Origin of the sequence: Burkholderia sp. AU28863 (assembly GCF_002223195.1) — a bacterium.
GTDB lineage: Bacteria > Pseudomonadota > Gammaproteobacteria > Burkholderiales > Burkholderiaceae > Burkholderia > Burkholderia sola.
In genome coordinates, this window is record NZ_NKFE01000004.1 from 830,049 (window position 1) to 850,609 (window position 20,561).

At 68.2% G+C, this 20,561-nt stretch carries 19 protein-coding genes; 2 read left to right on the plus strand and 17 right to left on the minus strand.

Translation table 11 applies throughout. The features are described 5' to 3' along the window. The gene (locus tag CFB81_RS15475) at nucleotides 1-1,302 is read left to right on the plus strand and encodes an FAD-binding oxidoreductase (RefSeq protein WP_089435734.1); all 1,302 of its coding nucleotides are present in this window, start codon (nucleotides 1-3) and stop codon (nucleotides 1,300-1,302) included. Nucleotides 1,303-1,430: 128 nt separating this feature from the next. Here the strand turns inward: CFB81_RS15475 and CFB81_RS15480 are convergent, their stop codons facing one another. The 9 genes from CFB81_RS15480 to CFB81_RS15520 form a co-directional block, all read right to left on the minus strand. Then, nucleotides 1,431-2,096, minus strand: a complete 666-nt coding sequence (locus CFB81_RS15480; protein WP_089435735.1) for a DUF799 domain-containing protein — start codon at nucleotides 2,094-2,096, stop codon at nucleotides 1,431-1,433. A gap of 14 nt (nucleotides 2,097-2,110) precedes the next feature. Further along, nucleotides 2,111-2,554: a DUF4810 domain-containing protein gene (locus CFB81_RS15485; protein ID WP_089435736.1), complete on the minus strand. Its 444-nt coding sequence runs from the start codon at nucleotides 2,552-2,554 to the stop codon at nucleotides 2,111-2,113. Between the two features lie 82 nt (nucleotides 2,555-2,636). Beyond that, the gene (locus CFB81_RS15490) at nucleotides 2,637-3,308 is read right to left on the minus strand and encodes a CsgG/HfaB family protein (protein ID WP_185716591.1); all 672 of its coding nucleotides are present in this window, start codon (nucleotides 3,306-3,308) and stop codon (nucleotides 2,637-2,639) included. 509 nt (nucleotides 3,309-3,817) lie between these two features. After that, nucleotides 3,818-5,173 carry a glutathione-disulfide reductase gene (gene gor / locus CFB81_RS15495; RefSeq protein ID WP_089435737.1) on the minus strand — a complete coding sequence of 452 codons (1,356 nt, stop codon included), beginning with the start codon at nucleotides 5,171-5,173 and terminating at the stop codon, nucleotides 3,818-3,820. A 241-nt stretch (nucleotides 5,174-5,414) separates the two neighbouring features. Beyond that, nucleotides 5,415-5,639 carry a hypothetical protein gene (locus CFB81_RS15500; protein ID WP_050014343.1) on the minus strand — a complete coding sequence of 75 codons (225 nt, stop codon included), beginning with the start codon at nucleotides 5,637-5,639 and terminating at the stop codon, nucleotides 5,415-5,417. Nucleotides 5,640-6,012: 373 nt separating this feature from the next. After that, nucleotides 6,013-7,134 (minus strand): porin, encoded by a 1,122-nt coding sequence (locus tag CFB81_RS15505; protein WP_069621021.1) that lies wholly within the window; start codon nucleotides 7,132-7,134, stop codon nucleotides 6,013-6,015. Nucleotides 7,135-7,475: 341 nt separating this feature from the next. Next, nucleotides 7,476-8,222 (minus strand): YoaK family protein, encoded by a 747-nt coding sequence (locus CFB81_RS15510; RefSeq protein ID WP_069621020.1) that lies wholly within the window; start codon nucleotides 8,220-8,222, stop codon nucleotides 7,476-7,478. A 252-nt stretch (nucleotides 8,223-8,474) separates the two neighbouring features. Beyond that, entirely contained in the window at nucleotides 8,475-9,002 is a 528-nt protein-coding gene (locus tag CFB81_RS15515) for a chromate transporter (RefSeq protein WP_089435738.1), read from the minus strand. Continuing rightward, nucleotides 8,999-9,667, minus strand: coding sequence for a chromate transporter (locus CFB81_RS15520; RefSeq protein ID WP_089435739.1), 669 nt, complete (start codon nucleotides 9,665-9,667; stop codon nucleotides 8,999-9,001). The genes CFB81_RS15515 and CFB81_RS15520 overlap by 4 nt, the downstream gene beginning before the upstream one ends. Nucleotides 9,668-9,763: 96 nt before the next feature. On the opposite strand from CFB81_RS15520, the gene CFB81_RS15525 reads away from it, so the two are divergent. Beyond that, nucleotides 9,764-10,648 (plus strand): transcriptional regulator GcvA, encoded by an 885-nt coding sequence (locus CFB81_RS15525; protein ID WP_069621018.1) that lies wholly within the window; start codon nucleotides 9,764-9,766, stop codon nucleotides 10,646-10,648. 43 nt (nucleotides 10,649-10,691) lie between these two features. On the opposite strand, the gene CFB81_RS15530 is transcribed toward CFB81_RS15525, so the two are convergent. The 8 genes from CFB81_RS15530 to flgG all read right to left on the minus strand — a co-directional run bounded on the left by CFB81_RS15530 (nucleotide 10,692) and on the right by flgG (nucleotide 20,377). Continuing rightward, entirely contained in the window at nucleotides 10,692-11,999 is a 1,308-nt protein-coding gene (locus CFB81_RS15530) for a solute carrier family 23 protein (RefSeq protein ID WP_089435740.1), read from the minus strand. 270 nt (nucleotides 12,000-12,269) lie between these two features. Beyond that, nucleotides 12,270-13,511, minus strand: a complete 1,242-nt coding sequence (flgL, locus tag CFB81_RS15535) for a flagellar hook-associated protein FlgL (RefSeq protein WP_069621011.1) — start codon at nucleotides 13,509-13,511, stop codon at nucleotides 12,270-12,272. A 22-nt stretch (nucleotides 13,512-13,533) separates the two neighbouring features. Further along, on the minus strand, nucleotides 13,534-15,534 hold the full coding sequence (gene flgK, locus CFB81_RS15540; RefSeq protein WP_089435741.1) for a flagellar hook-associated protein FlgK: 2,001 nt from the start codon (nucleotides 15,532-15,534) through the stop codon (nucleotides 13,534-13,536). Nucleotides 15,535-15,727: 193 nt separating this feature from the next. Next, nucleotides 15,728-16,483 (minus strand): flagellar brake protein, encoded by a 756-nt coding sequence (locus CFB81_RS15545; RefSeq protein WP_069621009.1) that lies wholly within the window; start codon nucleotides 16,481-16,483, stop codon nucleotides 15,728-15,730. A 220-nt stretch (nucleotides 16,484-16,703) separates the two neighbouring features. Next, nucleotides 16,704-17,696, minus strand: a complete 993-nt coding sequence (gene flgJ / locus CFB81_RS15550) for a flagellar assembly peptidoglycan hydrolase FlgJ (RefSeq protein WP_089435742.1) — start codon at nucleotides 17,694-17,696, stop codon at nucleotides 16,704-16,706. Continuing rightward, nucleotides 17,697-18,872: a flagellar basal body P-ring protein FlgI gene (locus CFB81_RS15555; protein WP_069621034.1), complete on the minus strand. Its 1,176-nt coding sequence runs from the start codon at nucleotides 18,870-18,872 to the stop codon at nucleotides 17,697-17,699. Between the two features lie 5 nt (nucleotides 18,873-18,877). Next, entirely contained in the window at nucleotides 18,878-19,567 is a 690-nt protein-coding gene (gene flgH, locus CFB81_RS15560; RefSeq protein ID WP_089435743.1) for a flagellar basal body L-ring protein FlgH, read from the minus strand. A 21-nt stretch (nucleotides 19,568-19,588) separates the two neighbouring features. Then, nucleotides 19,589-20,377, minus strand: a complete 789-nt coding sequence (gene flgG / locus CFB81_RS15565) for a flagellar basal-body rod protein FlgG (protein ID WP_006477564.1) — start codon at nucleotides 20,375-20,377, stop codon at nucleotides 19,589-19,591. Nucleotides 20,378-20,561: the final 184 nt, after the last annotated feature.

Genomic DNA, 20,561 nt, shown 5'->3' on the forward strand with positions numbered 1-20,561 from the left:
ATGCAGACATTCGCCAACCAGCCGCACGTCGCGTCGTACTACGCGGCGACCGCCAACGACTCGACCCGCCACGCGCCGCTCGCCGGCACCACCGACGCCGACGTGTGCGTGATCGGCGCGGGCCTCACGGGCCTGTCCGCCGCGCTCAACCTCGCCGAGCGCGGCCATTCGGTGACCGTGCTCGAAGCGTCGCGGGTCGGATGGGCGGCGAGCGGCCGCAACGGCGGCCAGCTGATCGGCGGCTTCGCGTGCGACATCGACACGTTCGCGCAATTCATGCCGGAAGGCGACGTGAAGCGGATCTGGGACATGGGGCTGGAAACGCTGTCGCTCGTGAAGTCGCGCATCGCGCGCCACGACATCGACTGCGCGCTGGTGCCCGGCTACCTGACCGCGGCCAATACCGAGCGCGACGCCGATGCGCTGAAACGGTGGCGCGACGAAGCCGCGAAGCGCTTCGGCTACGACCGCTTCAACTTCGTCGAAGCCGACGAACTCGGCGACTACGTGCAGTCGGCCCGCTATTGCGGCGGCCTGTATGACCCGGACAGCGGCCACCTCCATCCGCTCAACTACACGCTCGGTCTCGCGCGGGCGGCCATCGACGCGGGCGTGCGCATCCACGAGGACAGCTGCGTGACACGCGTGCGCGACGTGTCCGGCGGCCACGTCGTCGAGACGAGCGGCGGCAACGTGCGCGCGCGCTTCGTCGTGCTCGCGTGCAACACCTACGTCGGCACGCTCGCGCCCGCATTGTCGAAGAAGATCATGCCGGTCGGCACCTACGTGATCGCGACCGAGCCGCTCGGCGAAGCGCGCGCCGCCGCGCTGATGCCCGCGCGCGCGGCGATCTGCGACAGCCGCTTCGTGCTCGACTATTTCCGGCCGGCGCCCGACACGCGGCTCGTGTGGGGCGGCAAGGTCAGCTATTCGACGCGCGAACCGCGCGATCTCGCCGCGGCGATGCGCGCCGACATGCTGAAGACGTTCCCGCAACTCGCGGACGTGAAGATCGACTATGCATGGGGCGGGTTCGTCGACATCACGATGAACCGCGCGCCGCATTTCGGCCGCATCGCGCCGACGACGTACTTCGCGCAGGGCTTTTCGGGGCACGGCGTGAATACGACCGCGCTTGCGGGCAAGCTGATCGCCGAAGCAATCGACGGACAGGCGAGCCGCTTCGACCTGTTCGGCAAGATCCGGCATCGCGACTTCCCGGGCGGCCACGCGCTGCGCACGCCGGCGCTGGTGCTCGCGATGAGCTGGTATCGGCTGCTGGACGCGTTCGGCGTGCATTGAGCACGTCCGCGTGCCCGCGATGCCGATGCACAAGGAAAAACGGCCGCGCTCGCGCGCAGCCGTTCGATCGGATCGCTACACGGCGGCGCAACGGACACCTGCCGATGCCCGCGTGCCGTATGCGCCGGTCAGTCCGTGCCGTACTTCGGCGAATGCGGACCGTACAGCAAGCCGGCAGGCGGCCCGGCCGACAGCAAGCGGCTGCTGGTGAACGCGGCGACGTCGTGACTCTGGTCCATCAACGTATTCGCGATCTGCTTGACCGCGGCCACCACGAGCATGCCGATCAAGCCGCCGCCGCCGTTGTTGCCGCCTTCGTCGCTGCTCGCGCTCGCACGGCCCTGCCACAGCACGTCGCCGGTGCGCAGATCGACGAGCTTCGCCGATGCCGATACGACCGTCGCGCTCGCGAGAATCCGGTAGACGGTGCCGTACTGCGACACCTTCGAATACAGCGCGGCGTCCGCGCCGAAGATCTCACGCAGCTTCGCGGGCGACGTCTCCTGGATCTCGGCCGCGTTGGTCAGGCCGTTCTGCTTGAAGGTCTCGTCCATCACGGCGACCGGCACGACGTAATAGCCCGACTCGGCGAGCGGCAGCGTCATCTGCGACAGCATCCCGTAGGTCGCGCCGACATCGGAGGTTGCATTGACGGGCGGCAGCACGAGGATCGAGCGCGGCTGGCTCTTCTTGAACGCCGCGTAATCGGGCCGTTTCACCGGCTGCGCGCACGCGCTCAGCAACGCGACGAGCGACAGCACGGACAGCAGCTTGAATGAGAAGGTCTTGAACATGGCTGGTACGTCGCTCACTGTTTGGCGGTGGTCGGATCGGCGTTCTTCTGGCCGGCAACCGTCTGATCGGCCGCCTTCTGGCCCGCTGCTTTCGAGTCAGCGGCCTTCGGCGCACCGGTTTTCTTCTTCAGCAGGAAATCCATGTAGGTCGCGGATTCCGGAAACAGCTGTTTCTCGGCCTGCAGTTCCTGTTCGGCCTGCTGCTCGCTGCCGATGCTCGCGTACAGCATGCCGAGATGCGCATGGAAGCCCGGCGGCGGCGTATGCCCCTTGCCGCGAATGTCCTGCAGCGCTTTTTCGAGCGCGTCGATCTGCTCCTGCGGCGACTTCTGCCCCTTGAAGTATTCGTACACCTGCGGCTGATAGCCGGTCCACTGATAGAGTGGCGGCGTGGAGCTCGCGCAGCCGGCGAGCAGCAAGACGGCGGCCGTCGCCGGCAGCCAGTTACCCCGTTTCATGGTCTGTTCTCTTTTGATGTCGTGGTGAATCGGTCGAGCGCGGCGCCGGCCCCGGCGCCCGCTGCGGCGTATCGCGCGCCGCTTACTGCGCGACCTTCAATGCGCCGGCGTCGACCTGCTCCGCCAGATGGTTCACGGCTTCCTGGATCGCGAGGTCCAGCACCTTGCCGTTGAGCGTCGAATCGTAGCCGGCCGTGCCGCCGAAGCCGATCACCTCGCGGTTCGACAGGCTGAACTCGCCCGCGCCCTGGCTCGATGCGACGACTTCCGACGTGGTCGTGTCGACGATGTTCAGGTTGACCTTCGCGTACGCGACCTGCGTCTTGCCGCGGCCGAGAATGCCGAACAGTTGATGATCGCCGACGTCCTTGCGGCCGAACTCGGTCACGTCGCCCGTCACCACGTAGTTCGCGCCCTTCACGGCCTGCGCTTTCTTCATGAAGCCCGCTTCCTGCTTGATCTCGTCGAGGTTCTCGCGATCGAGCACGTTGAAGCGGCGGCTCTGCTGCAGGCGCGTGACGAGGATCGTCTTCGCCTGTCCGCCGAGGCGGTCGATGCCGTCGGAGAAGATGCCGCGCATGTAGCTCGAACGGTTGTCGAACTTGCCGACGGCGATCGCGACGGGCTTGCCCGCGTACGGCTTCTGCGCGCTGCTGACGGCCGGCACGTCGAGCGTGCGCGACGATTCGGTCGCGCAGCCGGACAGCGCCGCGACGACCGCTGCCGCCACGAGGACGGTGCGTCGTGTCTGAATGTTCACTACTGGTCTCCTTGCATGGAAAGAATGCCCGGACGGGCGCGCCGGCTCGCGAACGATCCGGCGGTTGAAACGGCTGCGGCGCGAGCGGACACGCGCGCATCGAGGCGATGCGCGCGTACGCATTCATCGCCGGGCCGGCGATAGCGGTATAGGGAGGAGAAGTGCCCGCAACGGATGGGTGGCGGCACGAAGCGGATGGGCAATGCGATACGCGACAGGTTCGCGTGCGCCGGTTACCCCGTCATTCTGATTGCTGCGCTGTTGATCGCGCATGATCGGCCCCGTATGTGATTTTTCGCGATCATACCAAGTCCGCTTGTCGAGTCGGGGATTCTTGAGAAGAATCGACGCATTTCCGACTGATATGGGACACGCGCTTGACTCCGGCGCGCACGGGCCTTCGGCATTGCCGTGAACGGACGACCGATCGGCCGATACGCACCCCGGCAGGCCAGCCGCACGCGCGGGCATCGGTGCAAACGCGCGTGCGGTGTCCGTTTCCGCTAATCGGCCACCTTCTGCCGCATCGTCACGAACTCCTCGGCCGCCGTCGGATGAATGCCGATCGTGTCGTCGAACTGCGCCTTCGTCGCACCCGCGCGAATCGCGATCGCGATGCCCTGGATGATCTCGCCCGCATCGCGGCCGACCATGTGCGCGCCAATCACGCGCTGGCTGTCGCGCGCGACGACGAGCTTCATCAGCGTGCGCTCGTCGCGGCCCGACAGCGTGTGGCGCAGCGCCTTGAACGACGTGCGGTAGATGTCGACGTCGCCAAGCGTGCGACGCGCATCGGCCTCGGTCAGGCCGACCGTCGCGACCTCCGGCTGACTGAACACGGCCGACGGCACGTACGCGTGATCGACCGCCACGCGCGACCCGCCGAACAGCGTGCGCGCGAGCAAGCCTGCGTCGCGCGTCGCGACCGGCGTGAGCTGCGGCCGCGACGTGACGTCGCCGATCGCGTGGATCGACGGCACCGACGTCGCCGAATACGCATCGACGGCAATCGCGCCGCGCGCATCGAGCAGGATGCCCGCCTGCTCGAGCCCGATCCCGTCGACGTTCGGCACGCGGCCGGTCGCATACAGCACCTGATCGTACGGCCCGTGCCGCGTGTCGCCGACATGCACGAACAACGTGCCGTCGCTCGCGCGCTCGATCGATTCGATCACCGCGCGCGGATGAATCGTGACGCCCTGCTTCGTCATCTCGTCGGTCAGGAACTGACGCACGTCGTCGTCGAAGCCGCGCAGGATCTTTTCGCCGCGATAGAACAGGTCGACGTGGCTGCCGAAGCCGTTGAAGATGCCCGCGAATTCGACCGCGATATAGCCGCCGCCGACCACCGCGATGCGCTTGGGCAGCGTCGCGAGCGACAGCGCCTCGCGCGACGTGATTGCATGTTCGATGCCGGGCCGCGGCGGCAGCGACGGCCGCGAGCCGGTCGCGATCGCGATGTGGCGCGCGCGGATCGTGCGCTCGCCGATCGCGACGGTATGCGCATCGACGAGCGTCGCGCGGCCGGCGTGCATGTCGACGCCCGATTGCCGCAGCAGGCTGATGTAGATGTCGCTCAGCCGGTTGATCTCGCGATCCTTCGCGGCGATCAGCGCGGGCCAGTCGAGCGTGCCGGCACCGAAGGTCCAGCCGAAGCCCTTCGCGTCGTCGACTTCGTGCGGGTAGTGCGATGCGTAGACCAGCAGTTTCTTCGGGATGCAGCCGCGCAGCACGCAGGTGCCGCCGATCTGCTCTTCTTCCGCTATGCCGACGCGTGCGCCGTATGACGCGGACATGCGCGCGAGCCTCACGCCGCCCGAGCCGGCGCCAATGACGAACAGGTCATAGTCGAAATCCATCGCATTCCCTCATCGCAGTTCGGATGGGGTGACGATAGCAAGATTCGGGGATTCGTGCGGCGCATGGTGCGTGCCGCGCGCCCAACAAAAAACGGCGAGAGACGAGGCCTCTCGCCGATCAAACCGGCTGGCGGTTGTGCCATGCGTCACCGATCGACCGCATGCCCGACCTGCCGATTGCGCGGCACCGGTCGGCCCGGGCGCGCGAAGGGCGCGCCCGCGGCCGGACCGGCCGCCATGCTCATGCCTGCGACGTGTCGCTGCCGTCCGTCGCCTGCGTATCGTCCGCCTGCTGCGGCTGCTCGTCCTTCTTCTCGAGCAGGCCTTCGATCGCCTCCGCGCCCTTGAAACCGGCGACGGCCGCGGCCGCCTTGGTCAGCAGGCCCGCATCCGGATCCACCTTTTCCACGCCTTCGACGGCGGCGACTGCGCCGGCGATCTCGCCCACGACGTTCAGGATACCCATCGTCATCCCCTTTCAAGAAAATCGTGAGCGCATCGTCCCACGAAAGAAAACCGGCGGACCGCGTTTGTCATCGCCGGATACACAAGTTACGCACCGGCTGGCCGCGCTCGCGGCGCGCCAGCGAAACGACGCGCGCGCATGCCGGGCGGCGTGCAACGCGCGATGCACGCAGCGTAGCGGAAAGCCCCCGCGCGGACTGTAAAAGTATGTTGTGGATTGCCGACGGATCGCTTACGGCGCGGGACTTCCGCAATGGAGCGTCTGCCGAATAGTCGGGTGCGCGTATGAAGCGCGCGTGACGAAAAAAAGAGGCTCCGCGGAGCCTCTTCGATGTGCGCCGGACGACGCCGGCACATGCATGTTCCGACGTTCGTCAGAAGATATTGCGCAGGCCGATCGCGATGCCCGTTTGGTTGCTGCGGCCAGGCAGCTCGACGTTCGCCGCGCCGTTCGTCTTGTTGAAGTCGACGGTGCCGTAGATTTCGGTGCGCTTGCTCAGCGCGTACTCGGCGATGCCGACGATCGCGTAGCGATTGCCGCTCGCGAGCGTGCCGTTCGTCGTCATCGCATTGCGCATGTGGTCGTAGTAGAACGCGCCCGTCAGCGTCAGCGGCGCGCTGACCTGCCAGCTGACGCCCGCGAACGGACCGTCGTCGATGCGGCCCGTGCCCTTCGCGACCGGAATCGTCTGCTGCGCGAGCAGGCTGTCGACGAAGCCCGTGTCGTCCTTCGAGCGCAGGTAGCCCGCGTAGATCTTCGCCTTGCTGAACGCGTACACGACGTTCGCGTGATAGATCGTCTGCTTGCGCGCCGAGTTGTCGCTGTTCTGCTGCGCGCCGGCCGCGATGCTGAGCGGGCCCATCACGTACGACAGCGACACGCCCCACGCGTTGCCCTTGCCGAGCGAGCCCGGAATCTGGCCCGAGAAGCCGCCGGCGCCGGTCGATTCGTAGTTGGTGCCGGTCGAGTACATCGCCTTCGCCGTCAGGCCCTCGAACTTGCCCGTGTACTTGATCTGGTTGTCCGCATACAGGCCGCCGCCGAGTGCGACCGGCAGCCATGCGTTTTCGAGGTAGTTGCCGACGGTCAGAGGATCGTAGGTATCCGCCAGCAGGTCGAACAGCGGCGTCTTCTGGCGGCCGAGGGTCACCGTGCCGTACGGGCTCTGCAGGCCGACGTACGCCGCGCGGTTGAACAGGCGGCCGCTGTCGGCGAATGCGCCGTTCTGCAGGTTCACGCCGCTCTCGAGGTTGAACACCGCTTTCAGGCCGCCGCCGAGGTCTTCCGTGCCGTAGATGCCGAAGCGGCTGTTCGTGATCGCGCCGTTGGTCATCGACAGCAGACCGTCGTTCTTCGCGTTGGCGTTGGTCAGGTAACGGATGCTGGCATCGGCGACGCCCCACAGCGTGACCGAGCTTTGTGCTGCTGCGTACTGGCTGGCGAAGGCCAGCGCCGCGCCCCCTGCGATGACTGCGAGTCGGGTGGTCTGCTTCATGAGCGTTCCTTTTTTAGGTGTCTCCATTCATGACCGGCCGCGTGCGCAGCCGGGTGGCGATCGCACACGCTCATGGCGCGCGCGATGTGGGCTGAATCATAAGACGAGTGCGAACGCTGAAAGAAATTGAAATACCCGGCAATTGCGCGATTGTCGTCCGGGAACAACGGTTGCCGCGCCGGGGCTGTGTCGCGCGGCGGTGGCACGGTGCGCGGCGGTACCGGCGGGCACGCGCGGCGCGGCGAGGTTTGGCAATGGTGCGGCGTGGCCACGCGGATCGCGGCGCAATTGCCGATGTGCTCGTTGCGGCGGGTTGCGGGTTGAAGCTTGCCCGCCTGCCGTCAGGCCGTTTGCGTCGCGCCGTCGCTGCTGCCGCCCGCGTCGCCGTTGCCGCCGTCGCCATCCGCACCGCCGTTCCCCGCGCGACGCCACGCACGTCGCACGATTTCCGCGAATGCGCCAACGAGCAGCAGCACGGCGCCCCACAGCGCGATGTCCGGCACGAGCCGCGTCACGAGGCCGCCGACCACCGCGCCGCCCAGGAAACAGAAGCTGATCGTCGCGAGCAGCGCCGAATCGTGCAGCGCGCCCGCGTCGTAGCGCGGAATCAGCCCGACGAACAGCTTCTGCGCGGCGCGCCGCAGGTTGCCGGTCGTCATCACCGACGTGTACGACAGTTCCTCGAGATGGGTGAACGACAGCGTCTGCAGCGTCGCGACGAACGAGATACCCGGAATCAGCCATGCGCTCGACGCGCCGACGAGGCCGCTCGCGGCCACGCCGAGAAACGCGATTTCGACGATCAGGCTCACGAACGCCGTATGCCGCATCCAGCCGCGCTGCGCGGCCAGGCCGAGCAGGTGCGCGACGAACACCGCGAGCACGAAGCCGCCGAGCGGCGGCACGTGATGCAGCGCGGCGGCCCATTCGCCTGCCGACAGGTTGATGCCGAGCAGCGCGACGTTGCCGGTCATCGTGTTCGCGAACACGTGGCCGTGGCCGACGTACGTGTACGCGTCGAGGTAGCCGCCGGACAGCGTCAGCAATGCGGCGACAGTGAGATTGCGGCTGGCGCCGTCGAGATCCATCGATCCTCCGTGGTGCGCGCCGCCCGGCCGCGCGCGGCGGGCGATGCGAAATTCCGCGGTTGCGGCGAGCGCCGGACACCGCGACTTGCGCGCGGCCACGGCGCCCGCTCGCCTGCCGCACCATAAATGTAGTGGCCGGCTCCGCAAGCGCAGTTGCCTGCGGGCAACGTGGCCGCTCGCACGCCGTTGCGAGTGGCCGGGCCGAAAGACCGGCCGAGTATACCGGCCACTGCGCCGGCTACCGGCCGCCGCTCACTGCCCGATGCCCGTGAGCCCGATCAGCGCGCCGCCCGCGAGCAGCCACAGCGGATGGATGCGCGTGCGCCATGCCAGCACCGCGCACGCGGCCGTGATGCCCCACTGGATCGCGGTGCGGTTCGACGCCTCGGAAATCAGCACCGCGCTGGCCGCGACGAGCCCGGCCGTCACCGGCATCATCCCCTGCTGCACGTAGCGACGCCACGGCCGGTCGCGAAAGCGCTCCCACACATGCAGCGCGAGCACCGTGACGATCGACGACGGCCCGAACTTCGCGACCGACGCGACGAGCAGCCCGGCCCAGCCGGCCACGTGCCAGCCGACCAGCGACACGATCATCATGTTCGGCCCCGGCGCCGCCTGGGCCAGCGCGAACAGCGCGGTGAACTCGTGCGCGCTCATCCAGTGGTGCACGTCCACGACCTGCCGCTGCATCTCCGGCAGGATCGTGTTGCCGCCGCCGAACGCAAGCAGCGACAACTGGCTGAAGATCGTCGCGATGGCGATCAGCGTGTCGCTCATGGCCGACGCTCCTGTTGCGCGTGGGGTGAGTCGTGCGAATCGTGCGTGCCGCGCGCGGCAGCCGGCGCCGGCCGCGACGCGCCGGCCTCGCGGCGGCGCGTCGCGAGCCAGATGCTGACGGGCGTCAGCACCAGCATCGTGGGCAAGAGCGGAAGCCGCAGCACCGCGATCGCGACGAATGCGAGCGCCGCAATCGCCGCCGCCGTGCGCGGCGCCCGAAGCAGCGGCTTCGCGACCTTCACGGCCATTGCGACGAGCAGCCCGGCCGCCGCGGCGGCGAGCCCCGCGAACAGGTGCTGCACGCGCGGATCGTTCTGCGTCTTCGCGTACAGCACGCCGAGCGCGACGACGACGAGCGTCGGGCCCGCGATCAGCCCGAGAATCCCGGCGAACGCGCCGGCGACGCCGCGAAAGCGCATGCCGACGGCGACCGACAGGTTGATCACGTTGCCACCCGGCAGGAACTGGCACAGGCCGAGCAGATCGGTGAATTCGTCGGCGGAGAGCCACTTGCGCTCGTCGACGATCGTGCGCCGCGCGAACGGCAACGCGCCGCCGAACGACATCAGGCCGAGCGACAGGAAGCCGGTGAACAGCTCGGCGAGGCCGACGCTGCGAGGGGACGCGGCAGGCGGCGGCGAGGCAGGCGGAAAAGCGGATTGCATGGGGATCCTCATCAAACGGTGAATCGAGGTTACCGCCGTTCAGGATGCCGGTAAAACGATTTTATCGGCGCGCCCTTGTGATCTAGAATCACAAGCATGGCACGCGATCTCCCGCCCTTTTCCGCGCTTCGGGCCTTTGAAGCCGCGGCACGACATGAAAGCTTCAGCGCCGCCGGCGACGAGCTGCATGTGACTCACGGTGCCATCAGCCGGCAGATCGCCGGGTTCGAGGCGTGGCTCGGCAAGCCGGTGTTCCACCGCTACGGCAAGCGCGTGAAGCTCACCGACGAAGGCCGCCGCTACCTGGACACCGTGCGCGCGGCGTTCGACAGCATCGCGCTCGCCACCGAGCAGTTGCGCAATACCGGCGCGGCGCGCGTGCTGCGCATCAACGCGTTGCCGACCTTCGCGATGAAATGGCTGCTGCCGCGCCTGTCGCGGTTTCAGCGCGACGTGCCGAACGTCGAGCTGAAGCTGTCGACGTCGAACGCGCCGCTCGACACGCTGAACGGCTTCGACGTCGCGATCCGCCGCGGCCCCGGCCCCTGGCCGAACTGCACGAGCGGCCACTTCCTCGACGAAAGCGTGATTCCGGTCTGCAGCCCGGCGTTGCTCAAGCGCGCGCCGATCACGCGCGCGGACGATCTCGCGCGGCACGTGCTGCTGCATTCGGATACGCGGCCGGAAGGCTGGCGCGACTGGTTCGCGGCGGCGGGCGTCGCGATGAAGGGGCGCAAGCGACAGTCGTTCGACCATTTCTACCTGGCGCTGCAGGCGGCCGTCGACGGGCTGGGCGTCGCGCTCGGGCCGTTGCCGCTGATCGACGACGAGCTCGCGAGCGGGCGCCTGGTGATGCCGCTCGACGGGCCGCGCATCGCGACGCGCAGCTACTGGTGGATCGCGCCGGGCGCGCCGGCCGACGATCCGCTCGTCGCGCAGTTCTGTGCGTGGCTGCAGGGGCAGTCGAATACCGGTGCATGAGGTATGCACGACGACGGGCGGCATCGCACCGCCCGCTCCCGCATCACACCACCGGCCCCGGCTCCTTCTCCTTGCGCAGGATCGCGTACAGGATGATCGCGCCGAACGTCGCGGTGCCGATCCCGCCGAGCCCGAAGCCGCCGATCTTCAGCGAGAAGTCGCCGGCGCCGAGCACGAGCGTGACAGCCGCGACGATCAGATTGCGGTTGTCGGAGAAGTCGACCTTGTTGACGACCCAGATCCGCGCGCCCGTCACCGCGATCAGCCCGAACACGACGATCGACACGCCGCCGAGCACGGGGCCCGGGATCGTCTGGATCACCGCGCCGAACTTCGGCGAGAAACCGAGCCCGATCGCGATCAGCGCGGCGATCGCGAATACCAGCGTCGAATAGATCCGCGTGACGGCCATCACGCCGATGTTCTCCGCGTAGGTGGTCACGCCCGTGCCGCCGACGCTGCCCGACACGATCGTCGCGAGCCCGTCGCCGATGAACGCGCGGCCGACGTAGCGGTCGAGGTTGGTCCCCGTCATCGCGCTGACGGCCTTGATGTGGCCGAGGTTCTCCGCGACCAGGATCACCGCGATCGGCGCGAGCATCAGCATCGCGTGCGGATCGAACACCGGCGCGCGGAAGCTCGGCACACCGAACCACGCGGCATGCGAGACGATCGCGAAATCGATCGGCTTGCCGAGGCCCATCCCGTTGGTCGCGATCGCATAGATTACGTATGCGATCACGAGCCCGACGAGAATCAGCAGGCGCTGCATCATCCCGCGCGCGAACACCGCGACGCCGCCGACGCACAGCACCGTGACGAGCGCCATCACCGATTCGAAGGTCGAGCCCGACACGCCCTTGACCGCGATCGGCGCAAGGTTCAGCCCGATCACCGCGACCACCGCGCCGGTCACGACGGGCGGCATCAGCGTCTCGATCCAGCGCGTGCCGATCGCCTGCACCAGCGCGCCGAGCGCGACGTACACGACGCCGCACGCGACGATCCCGCCGAGCGCGACGGGAATGTTCGGGTTCGGGCCGCTGCCGCCGTAGCCCGTCACCGCGATCACGAGGCCGATGAACGCGAAGCTCGAGCCGAGATAGCTCGGCACGCGCCCGCCGACCAGCACGAAGAACAGCAGCGTGCCGATGCCCGACATGAAGATGCACAGGTTCGGGTCGAAGCCCATCAGCAGCGGCGCGAGCACGGTCGAACCGAACATCGCGACGACGTGCTGTACGCCCATCGCGACCATTTGCGGCCACGCGAGGCGCTCGTCGGGGCCGACCACGCGCGAGGCCGCGCCGGTCGGTTGGACCCGCCAGCGCGGGAAGTAGGAATCGGACATGGGAAAAGCGCTCCTGTCGGTCGTCGGTCGCCGGCTGCGAAGGATGCGCCGGTCTGGAATCTGGCGCGAGTTTACGGAGCGGAAATGGGGCTGGCAAGCGAACCGGCAGGCAGGGTCGGCCAAACGAGAACGCGGCAGGCCGCGCGCGAGAACCGGTGCGCGACCGCGCGGCCCGGCGAAGCGCCCGTCCGCGCATGATGCGCGGCTGGCGGCGGCACGCGCCGGCCGCGAAGTAAGCATGCGCTCACATCGCGGCCGGCGCGTCGTGCATCACGGATTGATGTACTGGAACAGCGACAGGTTCTGCAGTTGCACGTACGCCTTCTGCGCGCCGGTCAGCGCGTTCTGCACCTGCAGGTACTGGCTGATCGTCGTGACCATGTTGGTACTGGTCAGGTCCGTCAGGTTGCTGGTCGTCTGCAGCGACGCGGTCTGGGTGACGGCCTGCATCGCCTTCACTTCCTGCTCGCGGCCGCCGACGGATGCCTGGATCGTCGTCACGTTGCGCATCGTGTTGCCGACCTTGATCGACCCGGTCATCAGCGCGTTCTTCAGCGACACGGCCGCGACAGGGTTGCCGGTCACCGGCGTCTTCAGCGCCGCGATCATCGAGTCGAGCGTCGAGAAGATGTCGGCGCCGCCGCTCGCCTGCGGGCCGGGCGTCACGGCGAACGTATCGCCGGTGCTCGGCGTGCCCGATACGGCCACCGTCATCCCGCTGCCGAGCGCGATCGACGCACCCGACGTGTAGGCCTGCGCGGGCGTCGTGGTCGGCGGCTTGGCCGAGCTGTCGGTCACCGTGTAGGTCGGCGCGGCGGGCGTGCCGCCGAACGTGATCGTGAAATGGTGATCGTTGGTCGCGGCGGACGGGTCCGTCACCGTCACCGCGCTGATCGCGCCGGTGCCGACGTTGCCGGCGCCGGCCGACGGAACCTGCGCGCTGCCGAGCGACGGCACGGACATGAACACCGCCGAACCGGCGTCGCCCTGCGACACGCTGCTCGAATCGGCGATCTGCACCTGGCGCGTGCCCGAGTCGCCGACGTAGCTGATGCTGCCGTTCGGGCTGGCCGTGAACGGCGCCGTCGAATTGTTCAGGCCGGCGAACAGGTAATTGCCGGCACCGTCGTTCGAGTTCGCGAGCGTCACCAGCTGGTCGCGATAGCCTTGCAGCTGCGTCGCGAGCGCCGAGCGGTCGCTGTCGGCCAGCGAGCCGTCGCCGGCACGCACGACCAGCGTCTGCACGCCGGTCAGCACGCTGCTCACGCTCTGCAGCGCCTGGTCCTCGGCCTGCAGCGACGCGAGCGCGGTGGTCTGGTTGGTCGCGTACTGCGACAGCGTCGCCGACGTCATCGACAGCTGCACGGCCTGCGCCGCGCCGACCGGGTTGTCGGCCGGCGTCTGCAGGCTCGTGCCGCTCGAAATCTGCTGATACAGCTGCGCGAGCTGCGCCTGCTGATCGTTCATCTGTGAAACGTTCAGCTGGAAGAACTGGGCGCTGGAAATTCGCATCGCTTCTATCCCTCGAATCCGGTCAGTTGAACAGGCCGAGCACGGTCTGGAACAGCGTCGCCGCCGTCTGGATCACTTTCGCGTTCGCCTGGTAAAGCTGCTGGTACTGCATCAGGTTCGCCGCTTCCTCGTTCTGGTTCACGCCCGACACCGACTGCTGCGCGGTCGTGATCTGGCCGACGAGCGAAGTCTGCGCGGCGCTCGACGACTTCAGCTGGCTCGCCGTGTTGCCGATCGCGTTCACGTAGTTGGCATACGCGCCGGTCAGCGTCGTCGTGCCGCCGCCGAGCGCCTTCGCGGTGACGAGCTGCGACAACGCTTGTGCGTTGGAGCCGTCGCTCGTGCCGCCCGCGTACGGTCCGATCGTGAACGTGTCGCCATCCGACGGCGCGCCGGACAGCGTGACGGTCACGCCGTTCATCACGCCCGCCGGAGCCGGCTGCGTGGTGCTGTTGATCGTCAGCTTCGCGCCGGCCGTCGCGTTGTACGGCACGCTGTCGGTCGGGCTCGTGATCGTCACCGAGGTCGGCGGGGTGCCCGCGATCGTCACCGTGGTCCCGGCCGGGAAGCCCGACAGCGACTGCGACGCCGCGTCGTAGGTCAGCTTGGTCGGCGTCGTCGGCACCTGGTAGCCGGCGCTCACCGCGCCCTGCGTGATCTTTGCCGTGCCGATGTTGGTTTTCGCTGCCGCAGCGACCACCGGCGACGCGGCCGCGATCGCCGAACCGCTCGTGGTCGCGAGGCCGAAGCCGGTCAGCGCGCCGCGCGTCGGCAGCACTGTGAACTGGTCGCCGGCATTCATCGCGCCGGACGAGAACGAGAAGTTCAGCCCGCCGAGCGAGACCGGCATCGGACCCGCCTTCTGGTCGACCACCGACCCGCTCGCGCGGTCGGTCAGCGTGTAGTTCGTGCCGTCGTACGACAGCGTGTAGTCGCTCGTCGTCGGCTGCGACGCACTGGCGAACGACACGGACAGCGACGCGTTGCCGGTGTTGCCCTGATTCGAATAGACGGTCGGGTTCGCCACCGTGAACAGGTTGCCGCCCGGCTTGCCCGCCAGATCGACGCCGAGCGCGTTCTGCGCGTTGACCTGCGCGGCGAAGCTGGTCGCGAGCGCGCCGAGCTGCGCCTGCGCCGGGTCGAGCGTCTGACGGCGGAACGCGAGCAGGCCGCCGAGCGCGCCGCCCGACAGCGACGCATCCGGCAGCGCCTGGTTCGGCCCCTGCGGATTCGCGCCGGCGATGCCCTGCGACACGACGGTGAGCTCGCTCGGATCGGACGACGACGTGACGGTCGCAAGCTGGTAGCTCTTGTCGGCGACGACGAGCGGCTGGCCGCCCGCGAGGAATACGCTGTAGCCGCTGTCATTGCGCACGACCTGCACGCCGGCGAGGCTCGACAGGTTCGACACCGCGAGGTCGCGCTGGTCCATCAGCTGGTTCGGCGGCTGCCCCTGGCTGCTCGCCGCCGAGATCTGCTGGTTCAGCTGCGCGATCTGCGCGGTGTACGTGTTGATCTGCGACACGGTGCTGGTGAGCTGCGTGTTCACGCTCTGGCGCAACGCGTCGTATTGCTGGCCCGCCGCCTTCAGCTGGTCGCCGAGAATCTGCGCGTTGCTGATCGCGGTCTGCCGCACCGACGGATCGGACGCATTGTTCGCGACGTTCTGCAGCCCGGTGAAATAGCTCGTGATCGCGGTCGAGATGCCGGCCGTCGGGCTGCCGACGTAGTTGTTCAGCTGCGCGACGAGCGAGTACCACGTCGACAGCGCGCCGCCCTGCGTCTGCGCGCCGTTCAGCTGGTCGCTCAGGTACTGGCTGTACTGGCGCTGGACGGTGACGGTGTTCACGCCCTGCGGCATGTAGCCGCTGCTGGTGTACTGCCCGCTCGCCTCGGCATAGACGGGGCGTTCGACCGAATAGCCGGGCGTCGCGGCGTTGCTGATGTTCTGGCCGGTCGTCGTGAGGCCCCAGAGCGCGGCATTCAGGCCGCTGACGCCGAGGTTCATGAGTGTGTTGGACATGCGCGATCCTGATGAGCCGGCCGCGCTGCGGCCGCCGGGTTGCGTGACTCCCGGTATAACGGCCGCGGATCGAAAAAATTGAGGAAAAAATGCACGCGCGGCGCACGGGCGTGCGTCGCCGCTGGACGCGGCCGACCGAGGGCGCCGGCAGCGTTGCGCGGGCGGCCCGTGGGGGCCTCCCGCCGGATGCGCGTCAGGCCCGCGCGAGCGAGCGGCGCTTCATTTCGAGTTGCGTGATCAACCGCTGCAGCGTGTTCTCCGCGCTGCCCGGGAGCGACATGTAGCGAAAACCGAGCTGGTAGCGGCGCGACCCGTTCGGCATCTGCGTCGAGCGCTGCGACACCAGTTGCAGGTCGAGCGACAGCTTGCCGTGGCCGGTCAGCTCGAGCTCGACGTCCGGCAGCAGCGTGCCGACCTCGAGCGCCTCGACGCGCTCGTCGGCCGTGCGCAGCCCCACGCCGCCGAGCGACAGGTTGTGCACCTCGAACAGGAAGCTTTCGCCGTCCGGCAGCTTGCCGCGGCACAGGAATGGATCGACGATCGGCGCGTCGACGCGGAAATATTCGCGGCGCTGGATGCACACCAGCACGTCGGGGAAATCGGCGACGAACGCGGGCAGCCCCTCGTAGCGCGTCTCGCGCGGCGTGCCCGTGGTGAATTCGACGCGCACGCCCTCCGGCGCGGCCGCGAACGTGCAGTGCGACGCGCCGAGGATGCCGGCGTTCTGCTCGGACAGCGCGCCCCAGTCGAACGTGAACGTCCGCGCGCCGACGTCGACCTCCAGCAGACGCGTGACGAGCTGGCCGCCCGGATACTGGACGGTCAGGAAATCGCCGCGGTTCACCAGGTTGCGCAGCTGCACGCCGATTTCCAGCGGATTGCGGCGGGCATAGTCGGGCCCGGAGTGGCCTGCATCCAGGCTGGGGTCCGTCGACGTTTCGATATTCATGGCTAGCCGGTCTTTCTTGTCATGGGCGCCCGGGGCAACCGGTGCGCAATAAAACCGGGCCAGAACGGGGGCCCGGTCGCAGGTCTCTCACACTTAGCGGCAGTGCTGACCGAAAGTTTAGATCGAAACGGCGATTTATTTCTCGCAAACGTTGAAACCGCGCGCGGCAAGGTGCCGGGCGCGGTCCGAAAGGGGGGCGAACCGGGAGCGGGCGGGCCCGTCAGCCGATCTGCTGCATGATCGAGATCAGCTTCTTCGCGTAATTCGGGTCGGTGGCATAGCCGGCCTTCTGCATCCCGTGCGCGAAGCCTTCGACGCTGCGGCTCGCGCTCAGCACGCCCGCATAGCGCGGGTTGTTCTTCAGCAGGTTCGCGTAATCGGTCATCGCGTGCTCGTACGAGTCGTACGCACGGAACTTCGCGACCACGCGGCGCGGCGTGCCGTTCACGTATTCGGTGGTCAGCGCCGACACGGTGCGGCCGGTCCAGCCCTTGTTCGCCTTGATGCCGAACACGTTGTAGCTGGTCGAGCCGTCCGTCGCGCGGATCTCGCGCTTGCCCCAGCCCGATTCGAGCGCGGCCTGGCCGACGATGAAACGCGCCGGGATGCCGGTCGTCGCGCTGGCCGCCTGCGCGGGGGCCGCGAGCCGGTCGACGAACGCGTCCGCGTCCTGCACGCCGCTCGCGCCCTTGAGCGGCGGCGTCAGCGCGCTGCCGGCCGAGTAGCCGCGCGCGCCGGCGAGCCCGCCGTTGTTCGCCGCGTTCGCATAGGCCTTCGCCATCGCGTTCATCGCGGCGAGGCTGCCTTCGTTGCCGGCCGTGCCGAGGCCGCCGGCACCCATGCCGCCCAGGCCGCCCGCACCGACGTCGGCCGCCGTGTCGCCGCCCGCGCTGGCGCCCGCATTGCGCAGCAACTGCTTCATCAGCGCGTCGGCGACGCCGATGCCGCGCGTCGACATCTGCTGCGCGAGCTGCTGGTCGAGCATCGACGTGTACATCTTCGACGTGTGCGAATCGAACAGGCCGCCGTCGGGCGACGCGTCGCGCATGCTCTTGAGCATCATCTGCGTGAACATCGCGTCGAACTGGCCGGCGACCGCCTTCGCGCCGGCCTGCGGCGACTGCTTCGCCTGCGCGCGCAGCGCGTCGAAACCCTGCACGTCGAGCGCGAAGCGCTGCGTGAGGTCGTTTGCGTTGGGGAGCGTGGCTGCCATTTAGATCACCTCCAGGTCGGCACGCAGCGCGCCGGCCGCCTTCATCGCCTGCAGGATCGACATCAGGTCCGCGGGCGTCGCGCCGAGCGTGTTCAGCGCCTTCACGACGTCGGCGAGATTCGCGCCGGCCGTCACCATCTTCAGCGCGCCGTTGTCCTGCTTCAACTGGATCTGCGACTGCTGCGCGACCACCGTCTGCCCGTTCGAGAACGGCCCCGGCTGCGACACCACCGGCTGCGTGTTGACGACCACCGACAGGTTGCCGTGCGCGACCGCGCAGCTTTGCAGCGTGACCATCTGGTTCATCACGATCGAGCCGGTGCGCGCGTTCAGGATCACCTTCGCGGCGGCCTTGTCCGGGCTCACGTCGAGGTTCTGCAGGCGCGCCATGAACGCGACCTGCTGCGCGGAATCCGCCGGCGCGGCGAGCTGGATCGTGCGGCCGTCGAGCGCCGTCGCGGTGCCCGGGCCGAAGCTCGCGTTGACCGCGGACACGATCCGCTGCGCGGTGCCGTAATCCATGTCGTTCAGTTGCAGCTGCAGCACGCCGTTCATCTGCGCAACCGCGTTCGGCACCGCGCGCTCGACGATCGCGCCGCCGACGATCCGGCCGGCCGCGAGCTGGTTCACCTGCACGCGGCTGCCGTTCGCGCTGGCGCCCGCGCCGCCGACCGCCATGTTGCCCTGCGCGAGCGCGTACACCTGCCCGTCCGCGCCCTTCAGCGGCGTGAGCAGCAGCGTGCCGCCGCGCAGGCTCTTCGCGTTGCCGAGCGACGACACGGTCACGTCGAGCGCCTCGCCGGGCCGTGCGAACGGCGGCAGCGTGGCCGTCACCATCACGGCCGCGACGTTCTTCAGCTGCATGTTGTTCAGCGACGACGGGCCGCCGTTGGCCGAACCGTTGTTGATCGAGATGCCGAGGTTCGCGAGCATGTTCGCGAGCGTCTGCGTCGTGAACGGCGTCTGCATCGTCTGGTCGCCCGTGCCGTCGAGGCCGACGACGAGGCCATAGCCGATCAGCGGGTTGTCGCGCACGCCCTGGATCTGCGCGAGGTCCTTCAGGCGCTCCGCGTGCGCGGGCGCGGCGCCGAGCACGCACGCGGCCAGCACGAAGGCGGCAAACCGCGCGACGGCGAGTGCACGGAACGACAGGCGGCGGGAAAGAGGCAGCTGCATCGTCATCACCACGGCGCGATGTTGAGGAAGAAGCGCTGCAGCCAGCCCATCGTCTCGGCTTCGTTGATGTAGCCCTTCGACGAGTATTCGATCTTCGCGTCGGCGACCTGCGTCGAATAGACGGAGTTCGCGCCCGAGATCGTGTTCGGGTTGACGACCCCCGAGAAGCGCACGTATTCGTTGCCCTGGTTGATCAGCATCTGCTTCTCGCCGCTGACCACGAGGTTGCCGTTCGGCAGCACGCTGGTGACGGTCACCGTGATCGTGCCGTTGAACGTGTTCGCCGCGCTCGCGCCGCCGGTGGCCGCGAACTTGTTCGCGCCGGTCGCCGACAGGTTCGCCTTCGCGAACAGCCCGCCGAGGAACGCGGCCGTCGGCACGTTGAAGTCGGTGTTGCCCTGCCGGTTGGTGTTCGCGCCGGACGACTTGGTCGCGTTGATGTTCTCCGCGATCATGATCGTCAGGATGTCGCCGATGTTGCGCGGGCGCTGATCCTCGAACAGCGGCCGCCCCGCGTAGCCGGGGTTGTAGATCGAGCCGGGCGCCTGCATCGACATCGGCATCGGCGGCTGCGCCGTCATCGGCTGCTGGATGATCGGATCGCGCGGAATCTGCGCGCAACCGGCGAGCGCCGCCACCGCGACCGCGCACGCGGCGCGGACGGTGGCTGACGAGGGGAGGCGAACCTGCTTCATGGCTGCGACGGGACGTTCCGGTTAGCTCTTCATCTGCGTGACGGTCTGCAGCATCTGGTCGGACGTCGTCACGGCCTTGCTGTTGATCTCGTAGGCACGCTGCGTCTGGATCATGTTGACGAGTTCCTGCACGACGTTCACGTTCGACGCCTCGACGTAGCCCTGGTTGAGCACGCCCGCGCCGTTCAGCCCCGGCTGCGACACGTTCGGCGCGCCCGACGACGTCGTTTCCGCGAACAGGTTCTCGCCCTTCGCCTCGAGGCCGGTCGGGTTGATGAAGGTCGCGATCTGCAGCGAGCCGATCTGCACCGCGTTGCTCGAGCCCGGCTGCGTGACCGACACGACGCCGTCCTTGCCGATCGTCAGCGACTGCGCGTTCTGCGGCACGGTGATCGCCGGCAGCACCTGGTAGCCGCTCGACGTGACGAGCTGGCCCTGCGCGTTGGTCTGGAACGAGCCGTCGCGCGTGTACGCGTTGGTGCCGTCCGGCATCAGCACCTGGAAGAAGCCCGCGCCGTTGATCGCGACGTCCTTCGAGTTGCCGGTCTGCGTGAGGCCGCCCTGCGTGTACAGGCGCTCGGTCGCGACCTGCTGCACGCCGGTGCCGAGCTGCAGGCCCGACGGCAGCTCGGTCTGCTGCGTCGAGTTCGCGCCGGGCTGGCGGATGGTCTGGTACAGCAGATCCTCGAACACCGCGCGCGACGCCTTGAAGCCGTTCGTGCTGGTGTTCGCGAGGTTGTTCGAAATCACGTCCATCTGCGCCTGCTGCGCATTCATGCCGGTCGCGGCGATGTAGAGCGAACGATTCATTTGTCAGGTCTCCTGCGTGGGGTGGCATAGGGTCTGTTTACCTATGGAACGCGCATGCGTTGCCACGAGAACGGCCGCTCGCGACGCGCGCGACGCCGCGAATACTGGACGTATTCGCAAGGAGCGCAACGCGGCGAGCGGCCGTTCTCGTGGCAACCCCAAATTAAAAATCATGTCACGGGAA

Excerpts from the sequence above, each read along its gene's own strand:
- flgL (WP_069621011.1), bottom strand. The coding sequence starts at position 13,511 with ATGCGAATTTCCAGCGCCCAGTTCTTCCAGCTGAACGTTTCACAGATG.
- CFB81_RS15530 (WP_089435740.1), bottom strand. The coding sequence starts at position 11,999 with ATGTCCGATTCCTACTTCCCGCGCTGGCGGGTCCAACCGACCGGCGCG.
- CFB81_RS15485 (WP_089435736.1), bottom strand. The coding sequence starts at position 2,554 with ATGAAACGGGGTAACTGGCTGCCGGCGACGGCCGCCGTCTTGCTGCTC.
- CFB81_RS15545 (WP_069621009.1), bottom strand. The coding sequence starts at position 16,483 with ATGAATATCGAAACGTCGACGGACCCCAGCCTGGATGCAGGCCACTCC.
- CFB81_RS15500 (WP_050014343.1), bottom strand. The coding sequence starts at position 5,639 with ATGGGTATCCTGAACGTCGTGGGCGAGATCGCCGGCGCAGTCGCCGCC.
- flgK (WP_089435741.1), bottom strand. The coding sequence starts at position 15,534 with ATGTCCAACACACTCATGAACCTCGGCGTCAGCGGCCTGAATGCCGCG.
- CFB81_RS15515 (WP_089435738.1), bottom strand. The coding sequence starts at position 9,002 with ATGAGCGACACGCTGATCGCCATCGCGACGATCTTCAGCCAGTTGTCG.
- CFB81_RS15475 (WP_089435734.1), top strand. The coding sequence starts at position 1 with ATGCAGACATTCGCCAACCAGCCGCACGTCGCGTCGTACTACGCGGCG.
- CFB81_RS15555 (WP_069621034.1), bottom strand. The coding sequence starts at position 18,872 with ATGCAGCTGCCTCTTTCCCGCCGCCTGTCGTTCCGTGCACTCGCCGTC.
- CFB81_RS15525 (WP_069621018.1), top strand. The coding sequence starts at position 9,764 with ATGGCACGCGATCTCCCGCCCTTTTCCGCGCTTCGGGCCTTTGAAGCC.
- CFB81_RS15520 (WP_089435739.1), bottom strand. The coding sequence starts at position 9,667 with ATGCAATCCGCTTTTCCGCCTGCCTCGCCGCCGCCTGCCGCGTCCCCT.
- flgJ (WP_089435742.1), bottom strand. The coding sequence starts at position 17,696 with ATGGCAGCCACGCTCCCCAACGCAAACGACCTCACGCAGCGCTTCGCG.
- flgG (WP_006477564.1), bottom strand. The coding sequence starts at position 20,377 with ATGAATCGTTCGCTCTACATCGCCGCGACCGGCATGAATGCGCAGCAG.
- CFB81_RS15510 (WP_069621020.1), bottom strand. The coding sequence starts at position 8,222 with ATGGATCTCGACGGCGCCAGCCGCAATCTCACTGTCGCCGCATTGCTG.
- gor (WP_089435737.1), bottom strand. The coding sequence starts at position 5,173 with ATGGATTTCGACTATGACCTGTTCGTCATTGGCGCCGGCTCGGGCGGC.
- CFB81_RS15505 (WP_069621021.1), bottom strand. The coding sequence starts at position 7,134 with ATGAAGCAGACCACCCGACTCGCAGTCATCGCAGGGGGCGCGGCGCTG.
- CFB81_RS15480 (WP_089435735.1), bottom strand. The coding sequence starts at position 2,096 with ATGTTCAAGACCTTCTCATTCAAGCTGCTGTCCGTGCTGTCGCTCGTC.
- flgH (WP_089435743.1), bottom strand. The coding sequence starts at position 19,567 with ATGAAGCAGGTTCGCCTCCCCTCGTCAGCCACCGTCCGCGCCGCGTGC.